General features: G+C 49.7%; 26 protein-coding genes. 2 read left to right on the top strand and 24 right to left on the bottom strand.

Annotated features, from left to right (window positions below; all coding sequences use genetic code 11):
* Positions 1–119 precede the first annotated feature (119 nt).
* The 7 genes from ACZ5FK_RS11330 to fdrA form a co-directional block, all read right to left on the bottom strand.
* Positions 120–1,379 (bottom strand): MFS transporter, encoded by a 1,260-nt coding sequence (locus tag ACZ5FK_RS11330; RefSeq protein WP_464805009.1) that lies wholly within the window; start codon positions 1,377–1,379, stop codon positions 120–122.
* Between the two features lie 204 nt (positions 1,380–1,583).
* Positions 1,584–2,318 carry a response regulator transcription factor gene (locus tag ACZ5FK_RS11325; RefSeq protein ID WP_464805008.1) on the bottom strand — a complete coding sequence of 245 codons (735 nt, stop codon included), beginning with the start codon at positions 2,316–2,318 and terminating at the stop codon, positions 1,584–1,586.
* A 2-nt stretch (positions 2,319–2,320) separates the two neighbouring features.
* Complete coding sequence (locus tag ACZ5FK_RS11320; protein WP_464805007.1) at positions 2,321–4,942, bottom strand: ATP-binding protein; 2,622 nt, start codon at positions 4,940–4,942, stop codon at positions 2,321–2,323.
* Positions 4,943–4,971: 29 nt separating this feature from the next.
* A complete protein-coding gene (gene arcC, locus ACZ5FK_RS11315) occupies positions 4,972–5,910 on the bottom strand; it encodes a carbamate kinase (RefSeq protein WP_464805006.1) in 939 nt (312 codons plus the stop codon).
* Positions 5,892–6,791: an oxamate carbamoyltransferase subunit AllH family protein gene (locus ACZ5FK_RS11310; RefSeq protein WP_464805005.1), complete on the bottom strand. Its 900-nt coding sequence runs from the start codon at positions 6,789–6,791 to the stop codon at positions 5,892–5,894. The genes arcC and ACZ5FK_RS11310 overlap by 19 nt, the downstream gene beginning before the upstream one ends.
* Positions 6,792–6,802: 11 nt before the next feature.
* A complete protein-coding gene (locus ACZ5FK_RS11305; RefSeq protein WP_464805004.1) occupies positions 6,803–8,065 on the bottom strand; it encodes a YlbE family protein in 1,263 nt (420 codons plus the stop codon).
* Between the two features lie 235 nt (positions 8,066–8,300).
* Positions 8,301–10,049 carry an acyl-CoA synthetase FdrA gene (gene fdrA, locus ACZ5FK_RS11300; RefSeq protein ID WP_464805003.1) on the bottom strand — a complete coding sequence of 583 codons (1,749 nt, stop codon included), beginning with the start codon at positions 10,047–10,049 and terminating at the stop codon, positions 8,301–8,303.
* Between the two features lie 297 nt (positions 10,050–10,346).
* On the opposite strand from fdrA, the gene ACZ5FK_RS11295 reads away from it, so the two are divergent.
* Positions 10,347–11,222, top strand: a complete 876-nt coding sequence (locus tag ACZ5FK_RS11295; protein ID WP_464805002.1) for an alpha/beta hydrolase — start codon at positions 10,347–10,349, stop codon at positions 11,220–11,222.
* A gap of 29 nt (positions 11,223–11,251) precedes the next feature.
* Positions 11,252–12,301 (top strand): ureidoglycolate dehydrogenase, encoded by a 1,050-nt coding sequence (allD, locus tag ACZ5FK_RS11290; RefSeq protein ID WP_464805001.1) that lies wholly within the window; start codon positions 11,252–11,254, stop codon positions 12,299–12,301.
* Between the two features lie 45 nt (positions 12,302–12,346).
* Here allD and ACZ5FK_RS11285 read toward each other — a convergent pair whose 3' ends face one another.
* The 17 genes from ACZ5FK_RS11285 to infA all read right to left on the bottom strand — a co-directional run bounded on the left by ACZ5FK_RS11285 (position 12,347) and on the right by infA (position 24,301).
* Positions 12,347–13,588, bottom strand: a complete 1,242-nt coding sequence (locus ACZ5FK_RS11285; RefSeq protein ID WP_464805000.1) for an allantoate amidohydrolase — start codon at positions 13,586–13,588, stop codon at positions 12,347–12,349.
* Between the two features lie 164 nt (positions 13,589–13,752).
* Entirely contained in the window at positions 13,753–14,136 is a 384-nt protein-coding gene (locus ACZ5FK_RS11280; protein ID WP_464804999.1) for a DUF3887 domain-containing protein, read from the bottom strand.
* Positions 14,133–14,828, bottom strand: coding sequence for a YhfC family glutamic-type intramembrane protease (locus ACZ5FK_RS11275; RefSeq protein ID WP_464804998.1), 696 nt, complete (start codon positions 14,826–14,828; stop codon positions 14,133–14,135). Before ACZ5FK_RS11275 ends, ACZ5FK_RS11280 begins: the two co-directional genes overlap by 4 nt.
* Positions 14,829–14,908: 80 nt before the next feature.
* Positions 14,909–16,234, bottom strand: a complete 1,326-nt coding sequence (locus ACZ5FK_RS11270; RefSeq protein ID WP_464804997.1) for a GHKL domain-containing protein — start codon at positions 16,232–16,234, stop codon at positions 14,909–14,911.
* A complete protein-coding gene (locus tag ACZ5FK_RS11265; RefSeq protein ID WP_464804996.1) occupies positions 16,221–16,970 on the bottom strand; it encodes a LytR/AlgR family response regulator transcription factor in 750 nt (249 codons plus the stop codon). The genes ACZ5FK_RS11270 and ACZ5FK_RS11265 overlap by 14 nt, the downstream gene beginning before the upstream one ends.
* A 142-nt stretch (positions 16,971–17,112) precedes the next feature.
* On the bottom strand, positions 17,113–17,505 hold the full coding sequence (gene rpsI, locus ACZ5FK_RS11260; protein ID WP_464804995.1) for a 30S ribosomal protein S9: 393 nt from the start codon (positions 17,503–17,505) through the stop codon (positions 17,113–17,115).
* Positions 17,506–17,524: 19 nt separating this feature from the next.
* The gene (gene rplM, locus ACZ5FK_RS11255) at positions 17,525–17,962 is read right to left on the bottom strand and encodes a 50S ribosomal protein L13 (RefSeq protein WP_464804994.1); all 438 of its coding nucleotides are present in this window, start codon (positions 17,960–17,962) and stop codon (positions 17,525–17,527) included.
* Positions 17,963–18,126: 164 nt separating this feature from the next.
* The gene (gene truA, locus ACZ5FK_RS11250) at positions 18,127–18,873 is read right to left on the bottom strand and encodes a tRNA pseudouridine(38-40) synthase TruA (protein ID WP_464804993.1); all 747 of its coding nucleotides are present in this window, start codon (positions 18,871–18,873) and stop codon (positions 18,127–18,129) included.
* Between the two features lie 10 nt (positions 18,874–18,883).
* Positions 18,884–19,681: an energy-coupling factor transporter transmembrane component T family protein gene (locus tag ACZ5FK_RS11245; RefSeq protein WP_464804992.1), complete on the bottom strand. Its 798-nt coding sequence runs from the start codon at positions 19,679–19,681 to the stop codon at positions 18,884–18,886.
* Entirely contained in the window at positions 19,674–20,552 is an 879-nt protein-coding gene (locus tag ACZ5FK_RS11240) for an energy-coupling factor ABC transporter ATP-binding protein (protein ID WP_464804991.1), read from the bottom strand. The genes ACZ5FK_RS11245 and ACZ5FK_RS11240 overlap by 8 nt, the downstream gene beginning before the upstream one ends.
* Positions 20,528–21,373, bottom strand: coding sequence for an energy-coupling factor ABC transporter ATP-binding protein (locus ACZ5FK_RS11235; RefSeq protein WP_464804990.1), 846 nt, complete (start codon positions 21,371–21,373; stop codon positions 20,528–20,530). Before ACZ5FK_RS11235 ends, ACZ5FK_RS11240 begins: the two co-directional genes overlap by 25 nt.
* Before the next feature lie 263 nt (positions 21,374–21,636).
* Complete coding sequence (gene rplQ, locus ACZ5FK_RS11230) at positions 21,637–22,017, bottom strand: 50S ribosomal protein L17 (RefSeq protein WP_184209305.1); 381 nt, start codon at positions 22,015–22,017, stop codon at positions 21,637–21,639.
* A 27-nt stretch (positions 22,018–22,044) separates the two neighbouring features.
* Positions 22,045–22,989: a DNA-directed RNA polymerase subunit alpha gene (locus tag ACZ5FK_RS11225; RefSeq protein ID WP_464804989.1), complete on the bottom strand. Its 945-nt coding sequence runs from the start codon at positions 22,987–22,989 to the stop codon at positions 22,045–22,047.
* A 135-nt stretch (positions 22,990–23,124) separates the two neighbouring features.
* Positions 23,125–23,514: a 30S ribosomal protein S11 gene (rpsK, locus tag ACZ5FK_RS11220; RefSeq protein ID WP_184209308.1), complete on the bottom strand. Its 390-nt coding sequence runs from the start codon at positions 23,512–23,514 to the stop codon at positions 23,125–23,127.
* 24 nt (positions 23,515–23,538) lie between these two features.
* Positions 23,539–23,904, bottom strand: a complete 366-nt coding sequence (rpsM, locus tag ACZ5FK_RS11215; protein WP_464804988.1) for a 30S ribosomal protein S13 — start codon at positions 23,902–23,904, stop codon at positions 23,539–23,541.
* Between the two features lie 24 nt (positions 23,905–23,928).
* Positions 23,929–24,042 (bottom strand): 50S ribosomal protein L36, encoded by a 114-nt coding sequence (gene rpmJ, locus ACZ5FK_RS11210; protein WP_076758849.1) that lies wholly within the window; start codon positions 24,040–24,042, stop codon positions 23,929–23,931.
* Between the two features lie 40 nt (positions 24,043–24,082).
* Entirely contained in the window at positions 24,083–24,301 is a 219-nt protein-coding gene (gene infA / locus ACZ5FK_RS11205) for a translation initiation factor IF-1 (RefSeq protein WP_184209310.1), read from the bottom strand.
* Positions 24,302–24,441 lie beyond the last annotated feature (140 nt).

Here is a 24,441-nt window from a genome sequence, read left to right as displayed (position 1 = left end):
CTTTTCGTAAGCTGATGAAACCCGAATGCATTATATATGCAGCGGCTGGGAAAATCATGTTTATGACTTGAAGGACACAAAAAAACGCCATCCGCAAAAAACGGATGGCGCTAAGATCATCAGCCGCCAGCGACTGCTGTTTCGTCGCTCTTCTTGTTCCGGCTCTCTTCTTTGATGAACATCGATGCGATCAATGCAATCACAAGAAGGACTCCTGCGAAGTAGAAACCTGTGTTCAAGCTGCCTGTGACGTCTGTCAAGAAACCAGTGATGTACGGTGCCAAGATGGAACCACACATACCGATGAAGTTATACACACCAAATGATGTGGAATATGCGTTTTTCGGTGCGTTGTCTGCGACAACCGCAACCAATACTGGGTTTGTACTGATCTTACCGAAGATACCGTAACCGATCAATGCCGCGTAAAGGACATACATGTTATCGAATGCCACGATGGATACGAGCGAGATCAGCGATAGCGGAATCATGATGAGCAACACTGGACGGCTCTTACCGAGACGGTCCGCGACCCAGCTGAAGAAAATCGAGCCTGGTATCGCTGCCCATGGCACAAGGGAAGATACAGTCGCAACCGCGCTTCCTTCAATACCGCGAGCGTTGTGCAAGTAGTACGGCATCCATGTAACAACTACGAAGAAACCGTAGATGACACAGAAAATGGTGATGTATGACATGACCAAGTTCCGATTTTTGAAAAGGACGCTCATTTTCAGCTTGTCCTGTTTATCAAGAACTGCGTTGACTTCTTTGCCTTTTGGTTTTTCTTTAATGAGCCACCACATAAGCAAACCGATAAGCACAACAGGAATCGCAACGATGTAGAACGGCGCTCTCCAGCTCATACCTGCTTCAATTGTGTAAGTCGAAAGGAAGTAACCTCCGGAAAGACCGAACGCCATCCCGCTGTTGATGATTGCGGAACCGACTGTCAAGTGCTTTGTCGGAATAGCTTCAGACGACAAGCCGTACTGTGGTCCATAGTAGAAACCTTGGAACACACCGACAAGCAGCCACATAAAGACGAACAGGAAGAATGAAGGCATTAAACCTGTAATCGCCGCAAAAATACCAAATAGAATGATACCGGGCACTAATACTTTTTTCTTACCAATTTTATCACCAAGCATACCGGACGGAATGTTAAGCCCTGCATACCCGATGAAGAAGATACTGCTGATCATACCGAGCTGGCCGGCAGATAAGCTGAATTCGTTCTGGATATCATCCATGACGGGGTTCAGGATGGCACGTGTTCCATAAATGGCGACCCATCCTAAGAAGAATACGATAACGGCTTTGACCCAATACGGGATCAGCTCTTTCTTCTGGCCATTATCATGCACTTGATTAGCCATGATAGTTCCTCCTATTTTTTTCTATGATGGTTTCTTCAGGAAAATGATCATTTGCCTTACACTCGTATCATACGCCAGGATGCATTGCAGACGAATAAAATCAAGTGGAACGACATTGCGAAAACATTAAAATCCTGTCGAAATTCCTGAAGATGGTTTGCCTAAAGGGGCAGCGTTTCAGACTAGGCTGATGTGCAGGAAGAATCAGCTTTCTGGCGAGCTGGCTTCTTTCTTCTTCGCCACGCTTTTCAGCATATAACCAAGACCCGGATACGTTATGATATACTCTTCCGGCTCTTTTAACCGTTCCTTTATTTTACGGCGGATCCTTGCAATTCCTACGCGAAGATATTCCACGTCATCCCTATACTGGGGGCCCCACACTTCGGACAGCAAGGTTTCATGCTGCACGACCTTGTCGAGGTTGATGGCGAGGATCTCGAGCAGCAGGAATTCGGTCTGCGTGAACTTCAATTCCTCGCCGTCAATCCACACCCGCTTGCTGCCCACATCCATTTCTAGAGAACCTGTCTCGATGATAGAGGAGACGCTGACAGCATGTTCAAGCAGAGAAGGCTGACTTCTTCGCAAGACCGCGTTGACGCGTGCGAACAGCTCATCAAGTGAAAAGGGCTTCGTCAAATAGTCGTCCGCCCCGAGATTCAATCCATTCACTTTGTCTTTCGGATTGCTTCGGGCCGTCAAAATGATGATCGGGATATGGGAGAATTTCCGCAGTTCCTTCAGAACATAAAATCCGTCCTTGCCCGGCATCATGATATCCAGCAGGATCAGATCAGGTGAAATCAGGTCATACTTCTCCAGCAATTCCTCACCGGATGAAGCGGTGACGACATCGTACCCGACTGACCGCAGATTCGCAGAGATGAAACGAAGGATTTTAGCTTCATCATCCACGACGCATATTTTCTGTTTCATCCCTACGCCCCCTGTCGTAACGGAAAGTAAAGTGTGAATGTGCTGCCTTGGCCAGGTTTGCTGTCGGCCACGATCTTCCCTTCATGCGCTTCCATGATCCCCTCACAGATCGACAGGCCAAGACCTGTCCCCCCTGAGCGGCGTGTCGCCGTCACATCAACCTGATAGAAACGGTTGAAGATTTTCTGCAGATGTTCTTTTGAGATGCCGATGCCGTTATCGGATACAGCCATCGTCAAGTAATCATCCCTCTTCTCAAGCGTAATGTCGATCCGCTTCACCGGCTGGTCATTATAGCGCAGCGCATTGGTGATTAGATTGACAAGCACTTGCTGCACCCGGGTCTTATCGGCATAGAAGAATAAGGTGTCTTCCGCTTTGTTATGGAACCGGATGAGGGCATCCTCTTTCAAGACGCGCGGGATCAGTTCGATCGACTTTTCGATCACGTGGTCGGCGCGGATCATATTCCGTTCAATATACATGGAACCAGATTCGATCTTTGAGATGTCCATCCAGTCGTCGACCAGCTGCTGGATGCGCTCGATATCCTCATGCACCCCTTCCAGCAGCTCTCTCTGAAATTCAGGTTCCCACTCGACGTTGTCCCGCAACAGCGTCTCGACACTGCCCCGGATATTCGTGATCGGCGTCTTGAATTCATGGGACGTCAGGGATATCAAATTATTCTTGAGTGTATCGATTTCCTCTTCTTTGGTGATATCTCGGATGAGCAGGCCTTCCCCGATTTTTTTCTCATCAAACAAGACGGAAAATTTATGGAGCATATAGAAATCCGTATCTCCGGATTTTGATTTGCATTCAAGCTTCAGTTCATGGTCTTCCCCGTTGAAATAGGAAGTCAGCTCCCCTTCCGTAATTTCGAACAGGCTGGCGATCCGCTGCAGGACATCTGACAGCCTCTTGAGCGGTATATCCGTCCGGTCGCCGTCAATTACGTTCAGGAAGGATTCGTTGACGTAATTGACTTCATACTCGTTATTCAGCAGCATGATCCCTTCCGACATGCTCTCAAGGACTGCGTCGAGTTCAGCGTGTTTATTGCGATATCGTTCAAATAGAAGTTTGTTCTGCATCATAATGGCAAGTGATCTTGAAAACGTCTGCAGGAACGACAGATCTTTCGGTTCAATCGTCTGGCCTTCCAATAAATCGATGATCAAATAGCCATTGGGCAACTCGCTTAGGATGATCGGTTCTATGTGCTGGTTGGAACCTTGGATATACGTTTCCAAGTATTGCTCCAGGCTGACATTGGCATAGATCTCCTCACGCGTCACAGCCAGCTCCCGGAACCAGATATGAATGGAGAACGGGATGGCCGGATTCATCTTCCGCAGGCACACCTGGATGAAATGCGGCAGATCCATATCGGATGATACCGGAGTGATCAGTTTATTGACGGCTGACAGTTCCGCATTGCGTGATTCTAAATTCGCCGTCCGTTCACGAACACGCGCTTCCAGCTGCGTATTCAGTGCAATGAGTTCGTCACGGTTCTCCTCAATTTCAAACAGCATTTCATTGAAATGGGAAAGGAGATCTGTCATCTCCTGCGGGCCTTCAATCTGCTCTGAGATTTGCACAGGCTGATTGGATTTGTAGCTTGCTGAGTATCGTTTTATGGTATCGAGCAAGTTTCGGATTGTCCGCTCCAGCCGCGCACTCAAAAAGAGGCTTGCCAGAACAACTAATAGAGCAGTCAGCGGGATGAACCATAAGATGGTGATGACCGCATCCTTCAATGGTTTCATGATGAGTGTCGAGGGATTGGCAATCCACAGCGTCCAGCCCAAAGTCGGTATCCTCGTGTAGGTGAGGAATTCCTTCTCTTTGCCTGCATCTTTGAACTCAAGTGTTTGGACAAGATCGTCCTTCTTTTGGTTGATGGCCTTTACAATGGTAGTATCGGTCATGTTGACCATTTCTGTTTTTGCGTCGACGTCAGGATGCATGATGACATTATTGTCCTGGTCGAGCAAAACAGCGTACTTCGCTTCCCCGGATACACGCGATAAAACATATTTTTCAAGTGCATTCACGTCGATGGCGCCAAGGATATAGCCCGCCATCTGGTCGTCACTGTCCAGTATCGGAGACACAATCGCCACTAGAATGGTATCGGTTCCGCCTCTTCCATGGAATGCAGGTGAAATGACCTGACGCTTTTTCTCGAGCAGTTCCTTATAATACGAGCGGTCGCTGAAGTCGATATGTTCCCTGCTTGCACCATCCGTGTAAACAGGCGGGTAGAACACAAGTGATTCTCCACGGGTATTCCCTACATACAGGTTTACAAACCCGGGATAATGCTGCTTGATGTCCCGCATGACTTCTTCAATCTTATTCATATCACCTGATTCGAGCAGAGGGGCGATCATGGAAGATACCGTGTCAATGACACGGCCATGCTGTTCCATATAACCCTCAATATTATCCTCCAGGAACTCGGTGACTTTGATTTGGCTTTCCTGATTATCTTTAATTAAGGAGGAGAGCTGAAAGAACTGAAAAATCCCAAGTGAGATGATTGTCGTCAGTCCGATTGCTAAAAACGAATAGCTCAGTTCTTTTCGAAATGAACGGGATTGTTTCTTTCTCATTCAGTCCCTCCTCCCCTGTTTACTTCTTCTTACTTTGTAATTTGAGTACCCGCTTTGCCTTCAACGGCAAGATCCGCTTGAGCGAGGGAGCAGATGATTGCGCGGCCGCCGCGCTCTGCGAACTTCATCGCCGCTTCAACTTTAGGCCCCATGCTGCCTGCGGAGAATTGGCCTTCGTCTGCGTACTTTTTCGCCTCATCCAATTTGATGATGCCAAGCGCTTTTTGATCTGGCTTGCCGTAGTTGACATAGACGTTATCAACATCTGTCAAGATCATAAGGACATCTGCATCTGCTTCTTCCGCAAGACGGAACGCACTGCGGTCTTTATCGATAACTGCTGCAATCCCTTTCAGGCTGCCGTCTTTTTCGCGTACAACCGGAATGCCGCCGCCGCCTGAAGCGATGACGATTACGCCATTATCCGTAAGGCTTTTGATTGTTTTCGAATTCAAGATCGATTTTGGTTCTGGGGACGCCACAACACGGCGGAAACCACGGCCTGCGTCTTCTTTCACGACCCAGCCCTTCTCTTCAGCAAGTTTGTTTGCTTCCTCTTCTGTATAGAACACTCCGATCGGTTTGGACGGATCTTCAAATGCAGGATCCTCAGGGTCCACCTCAGTTTGTGTGAGCAGGCAGACGACTTCACGGTCAAGATCAAGCTTCGTCAATTCGTTTTTCAACGTCTGTTCCATCATGTAACCGATGAACCCTTGGGATTCCGCGCTGCACACATCAAGCGGAAGAGCAGGGACAACGTCTTTCGCTTCTTCATTCTGGCGAAGGATATTGCCGACTTGCGGTCCGTTGCCGTGCGTAACGATCACAGTGTGGCCGTTCTTCGCAATTTTGGAGATGATTTCTGTGCTGAGTCTTACGTTTTCATACTGATTTTCAAATGTTGCTTCCTGTTTCGGTTGAAGGATGGCGTTTCCTCCAAGTGCGATCAATACTTTTTCTGACATTCCAAATTCCTCCTATGCATTAGTAAGCCTAGTAACATGCCGAAGATCGTATCGATTCCGGAGCTATGTCCCATATCGAGCAGTTCTTCGATCAGCGGCCTGAGTGTATTCATATCCGTCTTCCCGGTCAGTTCCGAAGCCGGTTTGACCACAGTCGAGCTGAAATTACCACGAAGGGCGTATAACAGATATTCACGGCCGACATCCGTCGTCAGCCGTTCATCGGCGACCAGGCGCTGCAGCACATTGAATGCCGTATCCGTCAGCAGTCCGACCGCTTGGTGGATCGCCAGGATACCGACCAGATGGTCATCCCCCGACGGCGTCAACCCTTGTCCGCGGCCGATATAAGTGCGTAATGCCTGCTCAATCTGTTGTTCTTCTTCGGTTAAAAGGATGCCCAGCAAATCCTTTACGCGGTCGTCGGTATTCATCGACATGAGGAAATACTCAATATCGACATCGAGCCCCGTTTTCTTTCCTTCTTCCAGCAGTATGGCGATAAGCAGCGCCAAATTGTGCTTGGTTTCCTCTGCTCCCAGCTCGCGATGCGGCAATTCCCAGTGGAAGGGAACAGCCTCAGTGAGCGAGACTATGATCGGCGCATCCTGAAATTGAATCTGCTGTAATTCGCTGCACCATAAGACAGGGGCACCCTGCTCGGCAAACGCCACAATCGGCTGCAACATCTCTGCATGAATGTGGATTCCAAACGGCAGCTGTCCGTTTTTTTCCGTGCCAATAAAAAATAGGCGGCCGCCCGCCTCAACGTTCACGCCGTTCTGGAAAACGCTGTGCACGCGGCCTTCTTTATGGTCAGAAAGCAGCAGAGGAATACGTTGTTCGTATTCCTTTGCCGGTACTATCTTTTTATTTTGCAACTTGCCATTCCTCAAATCAAGCCGAGTTTTACGGCATATGCCTCAAGAGCTTTTTCGAAGCATTCTTTAGGAGCACGGACTGTACCTGCTCCAACTTGGCCCATTCCCGCTTTTTTGTGCGCGATCCCTGTGTTGATAACTGGCTCAATGCCTGTTTCAACGACTTTACGTGCATCAATTCCGAGGCAAGCGCCTTGGAAGTCCCAAGTCGGGATTGTGAAGTTGCTGTTTTGAGATACGCAGATTTCAGCCATTTCATTGCTTGTTGCAAGAGCATCATCAAAGCCGCCAGCTCCGACAAAACGGGTAACGCCTGGCGCTGCGATCATTGCCATACCGCCGACACCAAATGTTTCAGTGATTGCACTGTCACCGATATCCGGGTTCGCATCTTCTTGGGAGTAACCTGTGAAGAAGAGACCTTGCGGTGTGTTAACAGGCGCTGTGAACCACTCATCGCCCATTCCGGAAATGCGGATACCGAAATCTTTACCGTTCCGGCACATTGCTGTAACGACTGTTCCGTGTTCAATCGTACGGGCAGCGTCCATGACAGCCTTACCAGTCGCCATTGCGATGTTCAAGAAGAACTGGTCTGTATCTGCAAGGAATTGGATTACATCTTTGCGGTCTTTCTCGTCCATATCCACTTGCACGATGTATGGGCTGATTTCCTTAAGGAAAATTAGGGATGCCGCAATATTACGTTGGTGGAACTCATCACCCATTGTGATTGCCTTAGCAATCATAACGTTCAAGTTCAAACCGTCATCTGTCAGTTTAAGCGCTTTTGCGATAGTTGGTCCGAGTATATTTTGCATCCACTTCAAGCGGTCGATAACTTCTTGGGAGTTCGCACCGAAACGAAGAACCTTACCGATCCCTTCGTTCATGATGCAGTATGCTTCGTTGCCGTCTGTACGGTTTTCAACTACGAATACAGGCATGTTGGCAGATGTAATTCCGCCCATTGGACCAACCGCGTTCACGTGGTGACAAGGGATGAACTTCACTTCTCCTGCTGCAAGCTGTTTTTCCGCTTCTTCCGGTGTTGACGCCCAGCCTTCGTAGATGGACGCACCGATGCAAGATCCTTGCATTGGGCCAGTCATGTCTTCCCACTTGATCGGCGGGCCGGCATGGAGCAATACTTTGCCTTCGTTCAATTCTTTGATTTTGTCTTTTGCAGGTACCACGTCTACTAAAAATGGCGCTGAACCGGTGATTTTGTCGATAACCGCTTTGTTTGCTTCATCCATTGAATTGTAGTTCATAGTCGCTTCCACCTCATCCTTTTTTATATAAAGATTTCTCGGCTTCCGTTCCGGCGCACGCATTCCGCGGGCATGGCTTGAGCCTCCTCGTCCGCTTCGCTACCTGCGGGGTCTCAAGGCTCATGCTATTCCCGCCGGAGTCGGCGCCTGCACTTCAGCTCAACTATATGTGTAAAAACCATGGAGAAGGTCCAGTTCGCCAGGAAGCCAGACCTTCTGTTGTTATGGGGTACCCTTATTTCAACAGGCTAAGGATTTTCGCCATGCGGGCGTTGCCGCCTGCGACTGGGCGCCAGTCGTATTGAACGAATGGTGTGCCTGTGTCAGCAAGGGCATCCGTGAACCCTTTCAAGCCAACGTTGATCACGCGAGGGCGCTCGGAAACAAGGTTTGCGATCTCATCGGAGACGGAAAGATCGAAGTCTTTGCTTGGCTTGTCATTTTCGACATGCTCTTTTTGATTGTCTTCCACATGCAGGCCGACAATGTTAAGAGCCGTGCGGACCGCTTCGTTATTTGTTTCTTTCACGATGATTCCAGCTTGTTTCAATTCTTTCACATGGCCGTCGTAGCTTTGCGGATCATTTTTCGTACCGCAGACTGTCGCAACGACATGCAATGTGCGTCCTGCTTCTTTCGCAGTTGCCACCGCTTTGTTGATGGAAGGAAGCAATGCGCCTGCCATGTTCTCATGGGAACCATAGCCAAGGACGAAGTCGAGAAGGATGACGGCTGTGGATGGATCTGCACCTGCTTCTTCGATGAACTTCGCGCGTGTTTCAGGGTCGATCATCGGGTGCGGCTTGCCTTGTGTATATTTGTCGTCTCCCAGGTCAACCACTTCATGGCCTTCGTGCTTGAGCACGTAGCCTTCTTCGTTTTTGATATGTGTGCCAAGTCCAAGGGCGTCAGAGATCAGGATAGCCGCTTCAGAAGCAAGTGTTCCACCTGAATAGAGGCCTTTGAATGTATGCTGGCCTTCTGCAAGTTCCGCATTTTCGACTGTGAAGTCTCCGGAATTGTAGTCAGGCTTCACTTTGTTGCCTCTTGCAAGGTCGACTGCGATATGCGCAGTTTCCGCAAGTGTATATGCCTGGTACACGTTGCCGACGTATTGTTCCGGCTTTTCACCAAGGAACACTGCAACAACCGGCTTGGAAAGGCTTTGCAGCAATTCCATTACCTCGTTGCGGACATGCTCTGCAGGCGGCTTCGAAACGATTGTGATAATTTCTGTCTGGCTGTGGTTTTCGAGTGCACGGATTCCGTCCATCATGGTAATTGCGCCAATCGGATCTTTCAGGTCGCGTCCGCCTGTTCCGATCGCGTGGCTAACACCTTCGCCTAGACGGTCAATGATTGTGGACACTTCTTGGATACCTGTTCCAGATGCACCGACGATACCGATTCGTCCTTTATTGACAACGTTTGCGAATGCGAATGGCACGCCATCCAAAATTCCTGTTCCGCAGTCGGGACCCATGACAAGCAATCCTTTTTCATGCGCTTTTTGCTTCAGGCGAAGTTCGTCTTCAATAGAAACGTTATCACTGAACAAGAATACGTGAAGGCCGCGGTCGAGCGCCTTTTCCGCTTCGTCAGCCGCATATTGCCCAGGCACTGAGATCATTGCGATGTTGGCGCCTGGAAGCGCGTCAGCTGCCTTATCCCATGTACGGACTGTTTCAAAACTCTGTTTTTTATTGCTGATCGACTGGTCTTTTAGGTATTGGTCGACTTTTTCAAGCACTTCATCCATGATGCTGGCATCGTCTGTGTCGACGACAATCGCCATGTCATTGGATTCAGCAGCTTCCAGTTCCGGTGTATGCAGCCCTGCCGTTTTGAAAATGTCTTTATTAGCCGGGGTCGCCATCATGATTTGCACTTTGTTGAGACCTTCCATCGTTGAAACCGAGTTGGTAAGCAACATGAGGTTGATGGAGTCTTGATACGAGTTCTTCTTTATAATCGTTTGAAGCACAAAAATCACTCCTATACTTTTTTAAAAACAGCACACTATACTTGTGATTCCCTAAAATCACTAATTAATGCAATTTCAAGCGCTGTTTTATCATCAAAATCATTGTACAGAAGTTTTCATTACAGACGAATAAAATCCCGTAGACTCACATTACAAAAACATAAAAGTTTGACGGTTTTCCTGTCTTCATGCCGAATCGTAGTATATGATAAATAGAAAAATATTGAAGATGGATGATATGAAATCTGCTGTTTCTAAAGATGTGGAAACAGTACAATTGGAGAGGAGAAATGATTTATGGGAGAGATATTTGCATATCGGGAGACAGACGGCTGTACTATTGAAGGGATTCTGCATCGGACCGATTCCAAGAATGCACCCCTGCTCGTTTACATCCACGGCGGGGGACTGATCTGGGGCTCGAAGGAAGATATGAACAGCGAGCAGATCAGGCGTTATACAGAAGCCGGATTCCATGTGTTCTCCGTCGATTACCGGCTTGCACCGGAGTCCAAGCTGCCGGCCATCCGGGATGATCTCGAGACGCTTTTCCGGTGGATCCGCGAAGAGGCGCCTGCCCTGTTCGATTTTGATCCAGGCAAAGTGGCGGCTGTAGGCAATTCCGCAGGCGGCTACCTTTCTCTGCTGGCAGGCACGTGCGAGCATCAGCCGGCTGCCATTGTCTCGTTCTACGGATACGGGCAGGTGACTGGGGACTGGTATAAAAAGCCGAGTCCGTATTTTACAGCCATGCCCGCAGTCCCGAAAGCACTGGCAGATCAGCTCGTCAAACCGACTCCGATTTCCGCTGCTCCTATTCAGAGCCGCTATGCCATTTACTTATACTGCAGGCAGACAGGCGCATGGCTCGACTATGTGGCGGGCGATTCCCTTGCTGGCGATGCCGCAGCCTTGCAGCAATACGCTCCGCTCGAACTGGCGGACAATTCCTATCCGGACACGCTTCTGATTCATGGTGATGCGGATGATGATGTACCGTATGAGGAATCCGCTGCTATGAAAGAGAAGCTGGATTCACTCGGCGTGTATAGCGAGCTGATGACAATCCGCGGGGGAAAGCATAATTTTGACGCAAATATGGAAGATCCAGATGCAGTGCGGGCGGTCGAGAGGACGATCGCGTTCCTGAAAGACCGTTTTTCCATGAATTGAAACGAACCTGCTGAAGAGGAGTGGCTTACATGAAAGTGACCTATGAAGAATTAAAGGATTTAATGGCAGGAAAACTTGCAGCTGCGGGGCTTGCTCCCATTCATGCGGAAACAGTCGCAGACGTCCTGGCACATGCAGATGCCCGCGGAATCCATTCACACGGCGCAATGCGTGTGGAATACTACGCTGAACGGATTGCAAAAGGCGGCATCACGGTAAAACCTGATTTCACCTTCACAAAGAATGGCCCGGGAGCCGCTGTGCTGGACGCAGATAACGGAGCGGGCCATGTGGCTGCCAAAGAGGCGATGGAAAAGGCGATCGGCATGGCACGGGAAAACGGGACCGCGGTTGTCGGCATACGGCGCATGAGCCATAGCGGGGCGCTCTCCTATTATGCCCAGCAGGCGGCAGAGGCCGGGATGGTCGCCATCTCGATGTGCCAGTCCGATCCGATGGTCGTGCCGTTCGGGGGTGCGGAACCTTACTTCGGCACGAACCCGATTGCTTTCGGCGCGCCTGGCAGCCATGATGATAAGATCATCATCGACATGGCGACAAGCATCCAGGCATGGGGCAAAATTCTGCATGCCCGTTCAAAACACGAATCGATTCCGGACACATGGGCGGTCGACAAGGACGGTGGCCAGACAACAGATCCTTTCAAAGTCAACGCGCTGCTGCCGATTGCCGGCCCGAAAGGTTACGGGCTCATGATGATGATCGACATCTTATCTGGCGTGCTCCTCGGCCTTCCGTTCGGCAAACATGTCTCCTCCATGTATCATGATTTGACAAAAGGGCGCGAACTCGGCCAGCTCCATATCGTCATCGATCCAGGCGCCTTCACGAATAAGGACCTGTTCCGCGAAAATATCTCCATGATGATGAAAGAATTGAACGAAGTGAAACCGGCGCCAGGTTTTGACCAAGTGCTGTATCCCGGACAGGACGCGTTTCTGAAAGAGAAGGATACAATGGAAAACGGCATAGAAATTGTCGATGAGATCCTTGATTACTTGCGGAGTGACGTCATCCATAACAATCAATATGACAACAAGGATCCATTTGCCAAATAAACATAAGAAGCGCGACCAGGAGAACCTTTTCCGGCCGCGCTTCTATTAATTTGATGGAACGGTAATCGCCTGCTGAAGCATAGAAGCCCGCAGGACCTTGGCGCCTTCCATCAGCTGTTCCATGGAGGTATACTCTTTTGGATTATGGCTGAGACCCTCTTTCGAAGGCACGAAAATCATGGCTGTCGGACAGAGGGAAGCCATATTCATAGCATCATGTCCCGCTCCGCTCGGCATTTCCATCCAAGCAACTCCTAGCTGCTCACAGATGTCTTTCAATTCACCGACAAGGCCGGCATCCATTTGGACCGGCTGCTCGCTCGAAATCTCCTCCATCCAGGCGTCAAGCCCCCTGACGCTTCTTACCTCTTCAACCGACTTTTCGAGCGCCGCCACGACGCGCCGGCGTGATGCGTCGTTCGTCCCCCGGATGTCGACGTCAAGCTCGGCAAGCCCCGGGACTACATTCATTGCGCCAGGTTGTATTGAAAAGACGCCCACCGTTCCGACCGTTCCATAATCCAGTTCTTCGATGGCAGCGCGTTCCACTGCCAGCGCAATTTCCGCTCCGCCGAGCAGAGCATCCCGCCTGTAATCCATCGGCGTTGTGCCTGAATGATCAGCTGTCCCGTCAATATGCACATGATAACGGACAGGCGCAGCAATAGCAGAGACGACGCCAACTGCAAGTCCCCGCTTTTCTAGAACCGGTCCTTGCTCGATATGCAGTTCCACAAATGCCTTGATTTCATCCCGGAACCGCTTGGCCAGATGGACTTCTTCCAAATCTAGCCCATTCTCCTCGAATGCCTGCATGAGCGTACTGCCGTTTTTATCTGTCAGCGATCGTGTATATGCAGGATCCAAGCGGCCTGCCATCGCTTTGCTGCCAAGCGTCGAGGCACCAAAACGGGAGGATTCCTCGCAAGCGAAAATGATGACTTCCAGCGGATGCTCGGTCACAATGTCTTCATCTTGCAGCGAGCGCATGATCTCAAGCGCCACGAGTACGCCTGCTGTCCCGTCGAACTCACCTGCTGCGTATACAGAATCGATATGGGACCCCGTGGCGACAACCGGCAAGTCCGGGTTGGCCCCTTCCCGGCGCGCGATGACATTGCCCGCATAATCCGTGCGGACCGTGAGACCCGCCTGCTTGAATTGACTGATCATATAGTCGCGGGCCTCCCGCTCCGTTTTTGTATAGGCGAGCCGGTTGATGCCCTCCCCTTTATCCGAAAACCTGGCAAGCTCTTCAAATGATTGACGCAGCCGATCCTCTCTCATTGCATTTCCCCCTTGCCTGCTGGCAGTTTCAGCTAGTGATTTGTTGTATAAAGTATCGCAAGTTCATTAGGGAAAATCAAATTGATTTTTGTTTTAGGCAGTTCCTTTGCTCAAAGGTAATGAAAAACCCCTTTCCATTTGCCGGAAAGAGGTTATAGAACATCTTACTGTATGAATAGACCAGCTATCTTTTCATCCTCTGTGAAAGACACTGTAAACACACGGTTTTCTTTGCTGTATTCAGCGACGAGCACCGTGACGTAGACACCGTCCTTCTCCTCTACCGAAGCTTTGCCGATTTTCTCAAAGTCGCCGGATTGTTCGATCACCGGTCCCAGCTCACCCATCTGTTCCTCCGGCAGCCCGGCTTTCATCTCATCGTTGAACATGGCATGGACTTCGCCATACTCCCCCTGGTTCAGGAGATCCACCACTCTTTCAGCTTTGCCGATGTACATTTCTTTCGTCTCATCATCGACATTTGAGCCGCATGCGGACAGGGCGGTGATGAGGAGGAAGCCGATTAGGATTCCCGCCATTTTCTTCATACGAACACTTCCTTTCTTTTAAGACGCAGGCCATAGAAGAATACGGCCGCCGCCGTTGCCGCCACCATGCCTTCGATGACGGCCAGTACATATTCTTTCGGAACGAAGTGCGGGACAATTCCAATCATCGCATCCACCATCCCATGTATAAGGATGGCAGCAAACAGATAAACGAATTTCCGCCGCAAGACTCCCTGCATGACGAGTAACGACAGTCCGATATGAAGCGCTATGGCGAACAGTCTTTCCATGCTGCCAAGCACAAAGCCAAGCGTATTGCTGCCATGCAGATCAGGAGAGCCTGTGACTAGCAACATGGCCGCCGGAACGCCTAAAACCAGCAACGCCTCAATCCCTCCATGGCCTGCCCCGAAGAGGAAGCCCGCCGCCCAGTTCCGCCTCCGCTTCATCCAAAATCGCATAATGACATATCGTGCGGTCTCTTCAAACACCCCTGCGCTCAACCCTACAAGAAGAGCAAAGAGGATCGGGTGCACTGCACTGAAAAAGGCATAGGACGTACTATGGGCACCCAGGTATGTCATCAGCGGAATGCGAAGCAGCGGCTGAGATATGCAGAATGCCAGTACGCCGCAGACAAATGGCCAGAAACGCTTCGTCCATGCTGCATATACTGCGAATCCTGCTGGAATCCCTATCCCGGCAGCTATTGCGATTGTGATTCCCGCCATCCGCACTCACTCCTTTACAAGCAGTGTACGACAGACAGTCCGGAAACAAAATGGCCGCATCCTAAACGGTCATCACTTCATCATAACCGGTCATTTTTTTTAATCTTGATAGTCTGGGTGAAATACGGATACTCGAATGCCGTTTCAAGCATAGCGTTGTCAGACTGATCGATCAGCCGTTTCAGCGACTGCAGCCCGACGCCGCGTTTGGGACCTTTAGACGAAAAAGGAGCCTCATAGAGCCGATTCACTTGTATGGATCTTTCACTGCAGCTGTTGCGCACGACAAACCAGAGATGCCCCTCTGTTTCAAAGAGCGCCAGTTGAACTGTCTTCTTTTTGCTTCGTACGGCCTCCTCGATTGCATTATCAAGCAGGATGGAGATCATGCGGATGAAGCGGATCGGAGGAATGGGGATTGTCTTGATCACTTCCGGGATATCGACTTCCACGTGCAGCTTTTCTTGCTGGGCCGTCATCACCTTCACACTCAGCACACTTTTCACTTCTGCATTTTCCACTCTTGCCAGTTTGACAATATCCATCTCCTGATGGTTGATAAGCGTGGATGTCGGCGCGATCACTTCCCGGTAAACCTGTTCAATCTGTCCCATATTCTTATTTCGAACGCCCTCCTCAAGGGACAGCAGAATGTTGCTGTAATCATGCCGGAAACCTGCAAGCTCGGCGTGCAGCTCCTCTAGCTTCTCCACATATTGGAGCAGCTCCAGATCCGACCGCTGCCGTTCACGCTGGATGGCACGATCCTTTGAAAGCTGGAAGCCGATCATCATGACCAGAAGCAAGACGAGGAAAAGGACATAGGAGGCAATATAGCTCGCCATGCCATACGACTGGTTCAGCGACGCCAGCAGTCTACTTGCTGGCATTGTCATTACAAACTGCAGAACCATGCCGATGCACAATAGAACGTATGTAATAGGATAAATAGGGCGCTCTGTGAGAAACAATGAAATGATTCGTAAGTGCCTGCGGATCAACACCAATCCGCCAAGCAGTAGAGCGGCCGTAATGCAGTGAATGACACTGCCTGTCCATAAATACAGATTCAGCGGAGATTGCATGAACAGCCAGAAACCGGCTTCCAGAAGAGCACTCCGAAGAAATGTAATCCCGACAATGCTCACCAGCGCGAAATAGATAATTTTTGTTGCCGGCAGACCCTTTTTCATGAATCCGATACTTAGCAGAAACAGGAGCAGCAGCAGACCATTGGTTTCCGGGTAGCCCGTCGCAGTGACAACAATGCCGAGCAGCAAAGTCAGCACAATACCTAGCAGGATGATCATAATGCGGGAGAACCGTTCATACCCGATCAGTCCGATATAGAAAAAGATATGCGCGATACCGATCAGCACAACAGCGATCGCATCATAAATGTACATTCGGCTTTTTCCCCTTCAACGCTTCCCTTACTTGGCGGGTCATCCGCCGGGAAACCGGAATACGGCTTTCGTCTTCCATGACCAGTTCACGTTCTTTTGCATGGAAGGAGGCAATCCGCTCACTATTCACGACATATGACTGATGACAGCGGAGCAGCCGGCGGTCGAGCAGCTCCACTTCCTTCAATGTCCCATAAAAATGCACCACACGGTTTGCAGCAATCAAGGCCAGCCGATGCGGGCCGTCCGTCATGATATACTCCACTTCCCGGAACGGCAGGCGCACTGTCGCCTGTTCTGTATCGATGATGAAATCGTCACTGGGCTGTCCGCTTTCATTCCTTCTCTTGTAATGCAAAAGGCACTGTTCCAGCTGCAAAAACTGTTCTTCATAGGGCAGGCCTTTGTCGATAAAAGTGAACGCTGACACCATATAGCTGTAAGAGATCGGAGCGAGTTCAAAATGGGTCGTTACGAACACGATGATGCCTTGGTCATCCAACTGCCTGATTTTCCGAGCCGTCTCCAGCCCTTTCCGGCCATCCCCTTTTATTTCGATATCCAGAAAATATATGGGTACACGGGACGCGTGCAGAAGCCGCTCCACAATCCGCTCCTCTTTCGAAGTCACCTCGATGAAGTCATATGACACATCTTGCTCATCACAAATTTCTAAAATGAGCCGCCGCATGCGTTCCGCCTGGATGATATCGTCTTCCAAAATAAAGATGCTCACGGGGTCCCCGTCCTTCCCTCGCCTTCTCTTCTTCGACCTTTGCTCTATCGTACCAACTTATGGAGCAGCATGACAGAGGCAAGCCGGAACATATAAAAACCCCTCCCCGAACAAAGCGGGAAGGGGTTGTATGACGAAACGATTAACGCTTCGAGAACTGTGGTGCACGACGAGCGGATTTGAGACCGTATTTCTTACGCTCTTTCATACGAGCGTCACGAGTCAACAAACCTGCTGCTTTAAGAGCCGGACGGAAGTCAGGATCTACGTTAAGTAGAGCACGAGCTACGCCGTGGCGGATTGCGCCAGCTTGACCAGTGAAACCGCCGCCGTGGACGTTTACGTGGATGTCATAGCTGCCAAGAGTTTGAGTAGCAACGAGTGGTTGCTTGATCACTTCGCGAAGTGTTTCGAATGGTACGTAGTCTTCTACGTCACGGTTGTTGACGGTGATTTTGCCTTCGCCAGGAACGAGACGTACACGAGCTACTGAGCTTTTACGACGGCCAGTGCCGATATATTGTACTTGTGCCAAAGGTGGTTCCTCCTCTTAATTACCCACGAAGCTCGTAAGCTTCTGGTTTTTGTGCCGCATGCGGATGTTCTGCACCTGCATAGACGTGAAGTTTCTTGAACATTTGACGACCTAGAGGGCCTTTTGGAAGCATCCCTTTGATCGCAAGTTCCAACATTTTTGTTGGGTAGTTTGTACGCATCTCAAGAGCTGTACGGGACTTGATGCCGCCTGGGTGGTTCGAGTGGCGGTAGTAGATTTTATCATGCAATTTATTGCCTGTAAGTTCGATTTTTTCAGCGTTGATCAAGATCACGTGATCGCCAGTGTCAACGTTCGGTGTGAACGTCGGTTTGTGTTTGCCGCGAAGAATGGAAGCCACTTCGGATGCAAGGCGTCCGAGAGTTTTGCCTTCAGCGTCGACAACGAGCCATTTGCGCTCGACTTCGTGACCTTTCGCCATGAATGTTGTACGCATGTATTGTTCCTCCTAAAAATGTCAAAATTGTTCCGTTTTCTCTATCCCTAAACACAAATAAACTTTCCGGGGCTTATTGTGGGGTTATTGAAATACCATCTATCATCTTATATCGTTTGCCACTTTAAGTCAAGCGTTTTTGTGAAAACGCCAGGAAAAGTTGCTTAATCCCCATAAGTCACTTCCATCAGGTATAAACCGTGAGCCGGCGCGGTTTTCCCCGCCTTTTTCCGATCCTTTGCCTCCAGGATCCCTTCGATGTCCTGAGGCTCATTCCAGCCAATTCCGACAGCAAGAAGCATCCCTGCAATTGCGCGCACCATGTTATATAAGAATCCGTCGCCTTCTATGAGCAGGATGAGGTGCTCGCCCTGTTTCTCCAGCGTCAATTTACGGACGGTGCGCACTTTGCTTGCAGTCGCCGTCTTTGAGGAACAAAAGCTGGTGAAGTCATGAGTCCCCAGAAAGTACTGCGCACCTTCCTGCATCCGTTCAATGTCTGGCTGCCATCTTCCCAGATGGACCGAATAGTTGCGTTCGAACGGGCTCTGCACCTCGCTCAAAGACCATTTGAACATATATGTCTTGCCGGTTGCCGAATAGCGGGCATGAAATTCGCTGTCCACATATTCCGCCGCCTCGCACCTGATGTCTTTCGGAAAATAGACATTAAGCGCCATCTTCCACTTTTCCAGCGGAAGAGTAAGAGGCGTGTCAAAATGGATCACTTGTCCGAAGGCATGGACGCCAGAATCTGTCCGGCCGCTCGCGACGGAGAAGATCGAAGGATCCTTATGGAGTTTCCTAAGGCCTTTGTCGATTTCCGACTGGACGGTGCGCAGTTTCGGCTGGAATTGATACCCTGCGAAGTTCGTTCCGTCATAGGAAATGGTTGCTTTGATTCGTTGCATCTCGTCCCTCCTAATTCCTGAGCAGCAGAAGTGCCGTGAAGAGAATGGCAAAGATGAGGATCACCAGCGTATCGCGCCAATCCCATTTCAGCTGGCGGTAGCGCGTGCGACCTTCCCCTCCCCGGTATCCGCGGACTTCCATTGCAATCGCAAGGTCCTCCGCCCGCTTGAACGCGCTCACGAACAGCGGAACGAGCAGCGGGATGACCGCTTTGATGCGTTCCCGTATCGACCCTGTTGTCAGATCGGAACCCCTTGCCAGCTGCGCCTTCATGATCTTATCCGTTTCATCCATGAGCGTCGGTATGAAACGAAGCGAAATCGACATCATCAGGGCGAGTTCATGAACAGGGAGCTTGAGCCGCTTCAGCGGATTCAGCAATGTCTCCATTCCGTCTGTAATCGAAATCGGCGACGTGGTGAGCGTCAGGATTGTGGTGATCAGAACGAGTACAAGGAAACGGACGGAGATGTAGATCCCTTGCCTGAGGCCTTCCTCATAAATCTTGATGAATTTCCATTCGAATAGCACTGGCCCTTCCTTTGTGAAGATGAAGTGCATCAGCAATGTGAACGCCACCAGAATCAGAATCGGCTTCAGGCCATTGAACAGGAAATACGGCCGGATTCTCGCCGTAGCGATGACAAGCAGTGTGAAAAGGATCAAGACTGCATAGGATGCCGTATTATTCGCCAGAAAGACTGCGAAAATGAACAGGAAGACAAAGATCAGCTTGGAACGGGGATCCAGCTTATGAACAAACGAATGGCCGGGAATATACCTGCCAAAAATCATCTTTTCAAGCATCGGATCTGCCACCCGCTTCCCGCAGCACTTTCGCCATTCCGGCAGCCAGTTCCTCTTCTGTCATCGACAGCTTGTCGAGCGCCTTGCCGGACAGCTTCTCGAATTGCCGCTGAAAACTGACAGCCCGCGGCACCCCGAGACGGAAGCCTGAGAGCTTATCGTTTTGTGCAAAGATGTCTTCTGGCGTTCCAGACATGACTGTAGTGCCGTCATGCATGACAATGACCTGATCGGAGTAACGCGCAGCATCCTCCATGCTGTGCGTGACAAGGATGGTCGTCAGCCCTTGTTCCTCATGCAGACGCCTGAACAGCTCCATGATTTCCTTGCGCCCCCTCGGATCAAGCCCTGCTGTCGGCTCGTCCAATATAAGAACGGATGGATTGAATGCCAGTACGCCTGCGATGGCAACACGCCGCATCTGGCCCCCCGAGAGATCGAACGGCGACTTTTGAGCGACATCAGCAGGCAAGCCAAGCAGCTCGATCAATTCGTGTGTCCGGCTTCTCGCCGCCTCTTCAGAAATACCGAAATTCAGCGGACCGAACATGATATCCTTTTCGACGGTCTCTTCGAAGAGCTGGTGTTCCGGAAACTGAAAGACGATTCCGACAGATTTGCGGACGTCTTTCAGCGCCTTCCCCTTCGTCTCTGCCGTGATGGTCGTCTGCCCCACGGTCACAGAGCCCTCAGAAGGCTTCAGGAGACCGTTCAGATGAAGGAGGAGTGTCGATTTGCCGGAACCCGTATGGCCGATGATAGAGGTGAAGGAACCGGAAGGGATGGAGAGATCGACATGCTGGAGCGCGCGCTTTTCAAATGGTGTATTTCTTGCATATAAATAGCCTACTTGTTGAAGTACGATGTCCATATATCATTCACCAACTCTTCCTCTGTCATCGGAAGATCCCCTTTCAATTCGATGCCTTCCTTTCTCAGCAGCCGAGAAAGCCTGAGAGCGAACGGCAAGTCAAGCCCGATTTCTTCCAGCTCCTCGCCCCGTTCGAATATTTGTGCCGGCGTCCCTTTCGCAATCATGCGTCCTTTGTTCATGACAATGACTCGATCTGCAAGAAGGACTTCTTCCAAGTCATGTGTAATCGACAGGACGGTGAGCCCCGTCCTCTTTTTCAGTTCCTGGACGACAGTGATCACTTCATCCCGTCCTTGCGGATCAAGCATGGACGTCGCCTCGTCTAAAATCAGGAGTTCCGGGCTGAGCGCCAAAGCGCCTGCAATAGCGACACGCTGCTTCTGTCCCCCCGATAAATGATGAGGTTCCTGATCAAGAAAAGCGTCCATCTTCACAAGCTGGAGAGCTTCGTGGACACGGGGCACCATCTCTTCGAAAGGAATGCCTTTATTCTCAAGCGCGAATGCAACATCATCTTGCACAGTGGACCCGACAAACTGATTGTCCGGATTTTGGAACACTATTCCCATCCGCGAACGGATATCCCAGAGATTTTCTTCATTGAGTGGCTCGAGGAAGAGATTTACATGTCCTTCTTCCGGGAATAGAAGGCCGATCATCAGCTTGGCGAGTGTCGATTTGCCGGAACCGTTATGACCGACAATCGCAATCCATTCGCCCTCTTGGACAGTGAAAGATACATCGTCCACTGCTTTTTTCTTCCCGTCTTCCCCTTCATAGAAAAAAGTGACATGCTCCATAGAAAGAATTTCTTTCATGCCCACTACCCCCAGCCATATGTATTGTGAGCGGTTATTGAAAATAAAAAAAGCGCGCACCTCATCCGAAGAAATGCGCTCTTATCTATACTGATGCCGGGTGCTCAATCCGGATCAGCGGATGAGGTACGTAGAGCTAGACCGAAAGGATTCCTAAGAGGACTCCAGGCGATCGTAACACTCAGCTTTTCATATTGTCGTATAAATCCTTATAGAAGAAGGGTTTCCGGCCTCTCAGCCGAAAACACCCTCCGCATGATCCATTACACCAATTCGATAACTACGACTGGTGCACCGTCACCACGGCGTGGACCCATCTTCATGATACGTGTGTAACCGCCTTGGCGATCTGCATAACGAGGTGCAACCGTATCAAACAATTTTTGCAATGCGAATGTCTTTTGCTCCTTGCCTTCTTCGTCTTCAGTGACAATCACTTCACGACGGATGAATTCAGCAGCTTGACGACGTGCATGCAAGTCACCGCGCTTACCAAGCGTGATCATTTTTTCGACGACAGAACGCAATTCTTTTGCGCGTGCTTCTGTTGTTTGGATCCGCTCATGGATAATGAGGTCTGTTGCAAGGTCGCGAAGCATCGCTTTACGTTGTGAACTTGTACGTCCAAGTTTTCTGTATGCCATAGAAGTTTCCCTCCCTCAATTTGTTTCTTAATCTTCAGAGCGTAACCCGAGGTTCAACTCATCCAATTTCGCCTTCACTTCTTCAAGTGATTTCCGGCCTAGGTTTCGTACTTTCATCATTTCGTCCTCACTCTTGTTTGCGAGTTCTAGGACAGTATTGATGCCTGCACGCTTCAAGCAGTTATAGGAACGGACGGAAAGATCAAGCTCTTCGATAGTCATCTCAAGCACTTTCTCTTTCTGATCTTCTTCCTTCTCTACCATAATCTCTGCAGATTGTGCTTCGTTGGTCAGGCCTACGAAGATATTCAGATGCTCCGTCAGTATTTTAGCTCCGAGCGAAACAGCTTCTTTCGGACCGATGCTGCCATCTGTCCACACATCGAACGACAACTTATCAAAGTTGGTGCTCTGTCCAACCCGAGTATTTTCGACTTGGAAGTTGACGCGTGAAACTGGAGTGTAAATAGAGTCGACCGGAATCACACCAATCGCAAGATCCTCACGTTTGTTTTGATCAGAAGGCGCATAACCACGTCCACGGATCGCATACATACGCATGCGGAGATGTCCGTTCTTACCGAGCGTAGCAATATGAAGATCAGGGTTCAGCACTTCAACATCGCTGTCATGTGTAATGTCAGCAGCCGTTACGACCCCTTCCCCTTTTACATCGATTTCGATGACTTTTTCATCATCAGAATAGATTTTGAGGGCAAGCTTCTTCACATTCAATATAATTGTTGCGACGTCTTCGACGACCCCTTCAATTGTAGAGAATTCATGAAGAACACCGTCGATCTGGATAGAAGTGACCGCAGCTCCTGGCAATGAGGAAAGAAGTACGCGTCGCAAGGAGTTCCCTAACGTATTTCCATATCCACGCTCCAACGGTTCGATAATAAACTTACCGAACTTGGAATCTTCGCTGATCATTACTGTTTCAATCTTCGGTTTCTCAATCTCGATCATTCATTTACCCTCCTTCAAAACGTCTAGTATATAGGCCGTTCTTTAATAAAATTGATTCGTATAGATAGCAGTTAGCAATCACACAATTCAGCTTTGCCAAAAATTGTGCTTCGTAATCAATTGAAGAACAGACCTTTATACACGACGGCGTTTTGGCGGACGGCAACCGTTGTGAGGTACTGGAGTTACGTCACGGATGGCAGTTACTTCAAGACCTGCAGCCTGCAATGAACGGATTGCCGCTTCACGGCCAGCGCCTGGTCCTTTAACAGTAACTTCAAGTGATTTGAGGCCATGTTCCATAGATGCTTTCGCAGCTGTTTCAGCAGCCATTTGAGCAGCGAATGGAGTCGATTTACGGGAACCTCTAAAGCCTAGTGCACCAGCGCTTGACCAAGAAAGTGCATTCCCGTGGCTATCAGTGATCGTTACGATTGTATTGTTGAACGTCGACCGGATATGTGCAATCCCAGTTTCAATATTCTTTTTAACACGACGTTTACGAGTTTGTTGTTTACGTGCCATGAGTAGAAAACCCTCCCTTACTTATTATTTCTTCTTGTTCGCTACTGTCCGCTTAGGACCTTTACGAGTACGTGCGTTGTTTTTCGTGTTTTGTCCGCGTACAGGCAAACCACGGCGGTGACGGATTCCACGGAAGCTGCCGATCTCCATCAAACGCTTGATGTTAAGGGAAGTTTCACGGCGAAGATCCCCTTCAACTCTCAATCCGTCGATTTGTTCACGGATTTTATCAAGTTCCGCATCAGTAAGATCACGGACGCGTGTATCTTCAGAAATTCCAGCGTTCGCCAAGATTTTCTGTGCAGTTGTTTTTCCGATTCCGAAAATGTATGTCAATGAAATGACAACGCGCTTATCGCGCGGTACGTCTACACCAGCAATACGTGCCATAAAAGTGTTGCACCTCCCTTTGAATTAGCCTTGTCTTTGTTTATGTTTCGGATTTTCGCAGATTACCATTACACGGCCCCGTCTGCGGATGACTTTGCATTTTTCGCAGATCGGTTTTACAGATGGCCTTACTTTCATCTTACCCAACCTCCTTCAATATTCCGGAGTTGCAAAAGTTTTATTTAAAACGGTACGTGATACGACCGCGTGTCAAGTCGTAAGGCGAAAGTTCCAAAGTCACTTTGTCGCCTGGTAGGATACGGATGAAGTGCATGCGGATCTTGCCTGAAACATGGGCAAGAATCGTATGGCCATTCTCCAGCTCCACTTTGAACATCGCGTTCGGCAACGTTTCGACTACGGTTCCTTCGACTTCAATTACATCGTCCTTCGCCATCAATCCTGTCTCCCTTCTATATCAATAAAGGTCCTAACCTAGCGGCAACAGTCGCTTTCAAAGCTCCTTCAACATATGTCCGGATTGCATGAGTGATGTTCGAAAGACGCCTGTCATATTTCGTTTCCCGTAAGCCAGTC

Source organism: Sporosarcina sp. GTC18466, from assembly GCF_055389225.1.
This window is presented reverse-complemented; position numbering and strand designations above follow the sequence as displayed.

Coding starts and splice junctions, on each gene's coding strand:
- ACZ5FK_RS11330 (WP_464805009.1), bottom strand. CDS start 1,379: ATGGCTAATCAAGTGCATGATAATGGCCAGAAGAAAGAGCTGATCCCG.
- ACZ5FK_RS11325 (WP_464805008.1), bottom strand. CDS start 2,318: ATGAAACAGAAAATATGCGTCGTGGATGATGAAGCTAAAATCCTTCGT.
- ACZ5FK_RS11320 (WP_464805007.1), bottom strand. CDS start 4,942: ATGAGAAAGAAACAATCCCGTTCATTTCGAAAAGAACTGAGCTATTCG.
- arcC (WP_464805006.1), bottom strand. CDS start 5,910: ATGTCAGAAAAAGTATTGATCGCACTTGGAGGAAACGCCATCCTTCAA.
- ACZ5FK_RS11305 (WP_464805004.1), bottom strand. CDS start 8,065: ATGAACTACAATTCAATGGATGAAGCAAACAAAGCGGTTATCGACAAA.
- ACZ5FK_RS11295 (WP_464805002.1), top strand. CDS start 10,347: ATGGGAGAGATATTTGCATATCGGGAGACAGACGGCTGTACTATTGAA.
- allD (WP_464805001.1), top strand. CDS start 11,252: ATGAAAGTGACCTATGAAGAATTAAAGGATTTAATGGCAGGAAAACTT.
- ACZ5FK_RS11285 (WP_464805000.1), bottom strand. CDS start 13,588: ATGAGAGAGGATCGGCTGCGTCAATCATTTGAAGAGCTTGCCAGGTTT.
- ACZ5FK_RS11280 (WP_464804999.1), bottom strand. CDS start 14,136: ATGAAGAAAATGGCGGGAATCCTAATCGGCTTCCTCCTCATCACCGCC.
- ACZ5FK_RS11275 (WP_464804998.1), bottom strand. CDS start 14,828: ATGGCGGGAATCACAATCGCAATAGCTGCCGGGATAGGGATTCCAGCA.
- ACZ5FK_RS11270 (WP_464804997.1), bottom strand. CDS start 16,234: ATGTACATTTATGATGCGATCGCTGTTGTGCTGATCGGTATCGCGCAT.
- rplM (WP_464804994.1), bottom strand. CDS start 17,962: ATGCGTACAACATTCATGGCGAAAGGTCACGAAGTCGAGCGCAAATGG.
- truA (WP_464804993.1), bottom strand. CDS start 18,873: ATGCAACGAATCAAAGCAACCATTTCCTATGACGGAACGAACTTCGCA.
- ACZ5FK_RS11245 (WP_464804992.1), bottom strand. CDS start 19,681: ATGCTTGAAAAGATGATTTTTGGCAGGTATATTCCCGGCCATTCGTTT.
- ACZ5FK_RS11240 (WP_464804991.1), bottom strand. CDS start 20,552: ATGGACATCGTACTTCAACAAGTAGGCTATTTATATGCAAGAAATACA.
- ACZ5FK_RS11235 (WP_464804990.1), bottom strand. CDS start 21,373: ATGAAAGAAATTCTTTCTATGGAGCATGTCACTTTTTTCTATGAAGGG.
- rplQ (WP_184209305.1), bottom strand. CDS start 22,017: ATGGCATACAGAAAACTTGGACGTACAAGTTCACAACGTAAAGCGATG.
- ACZ5FK_RS11225 (WP_464804989.1), bottom strand. CDS start 22,989: ATGATCGAGATTGAGAAACCGAAGATTGAAACAGTAATGATCAGCGAA.
- rpsK (WP_184209308.1), bottom strand. CDS start 23,514: ATGGCACGTAAACAACAAACTCGTAAACGTCGTGTTAAAAAGAATATT.
- rpsM (WP_464804988.1), bottom strand. CDS start 23,904: ATGGCACGTATTGCTGGTGTAGACGTACCGCGCGATAAGCGCGTTGTC.
- rpmJ (WP_076758849.1), bottom strand. CDS start 24,042: ATGAAAGTAAGGCCATCTGTAAAACCGATCTGCGAAAAATGCAAAGTC.
- infA (WP_184209310.1), bottom strand. CDS start 24,301: ATGGCGAAGGACGATGTAATTGAAGTCGAAGGAACCGTAGTCGAAACG.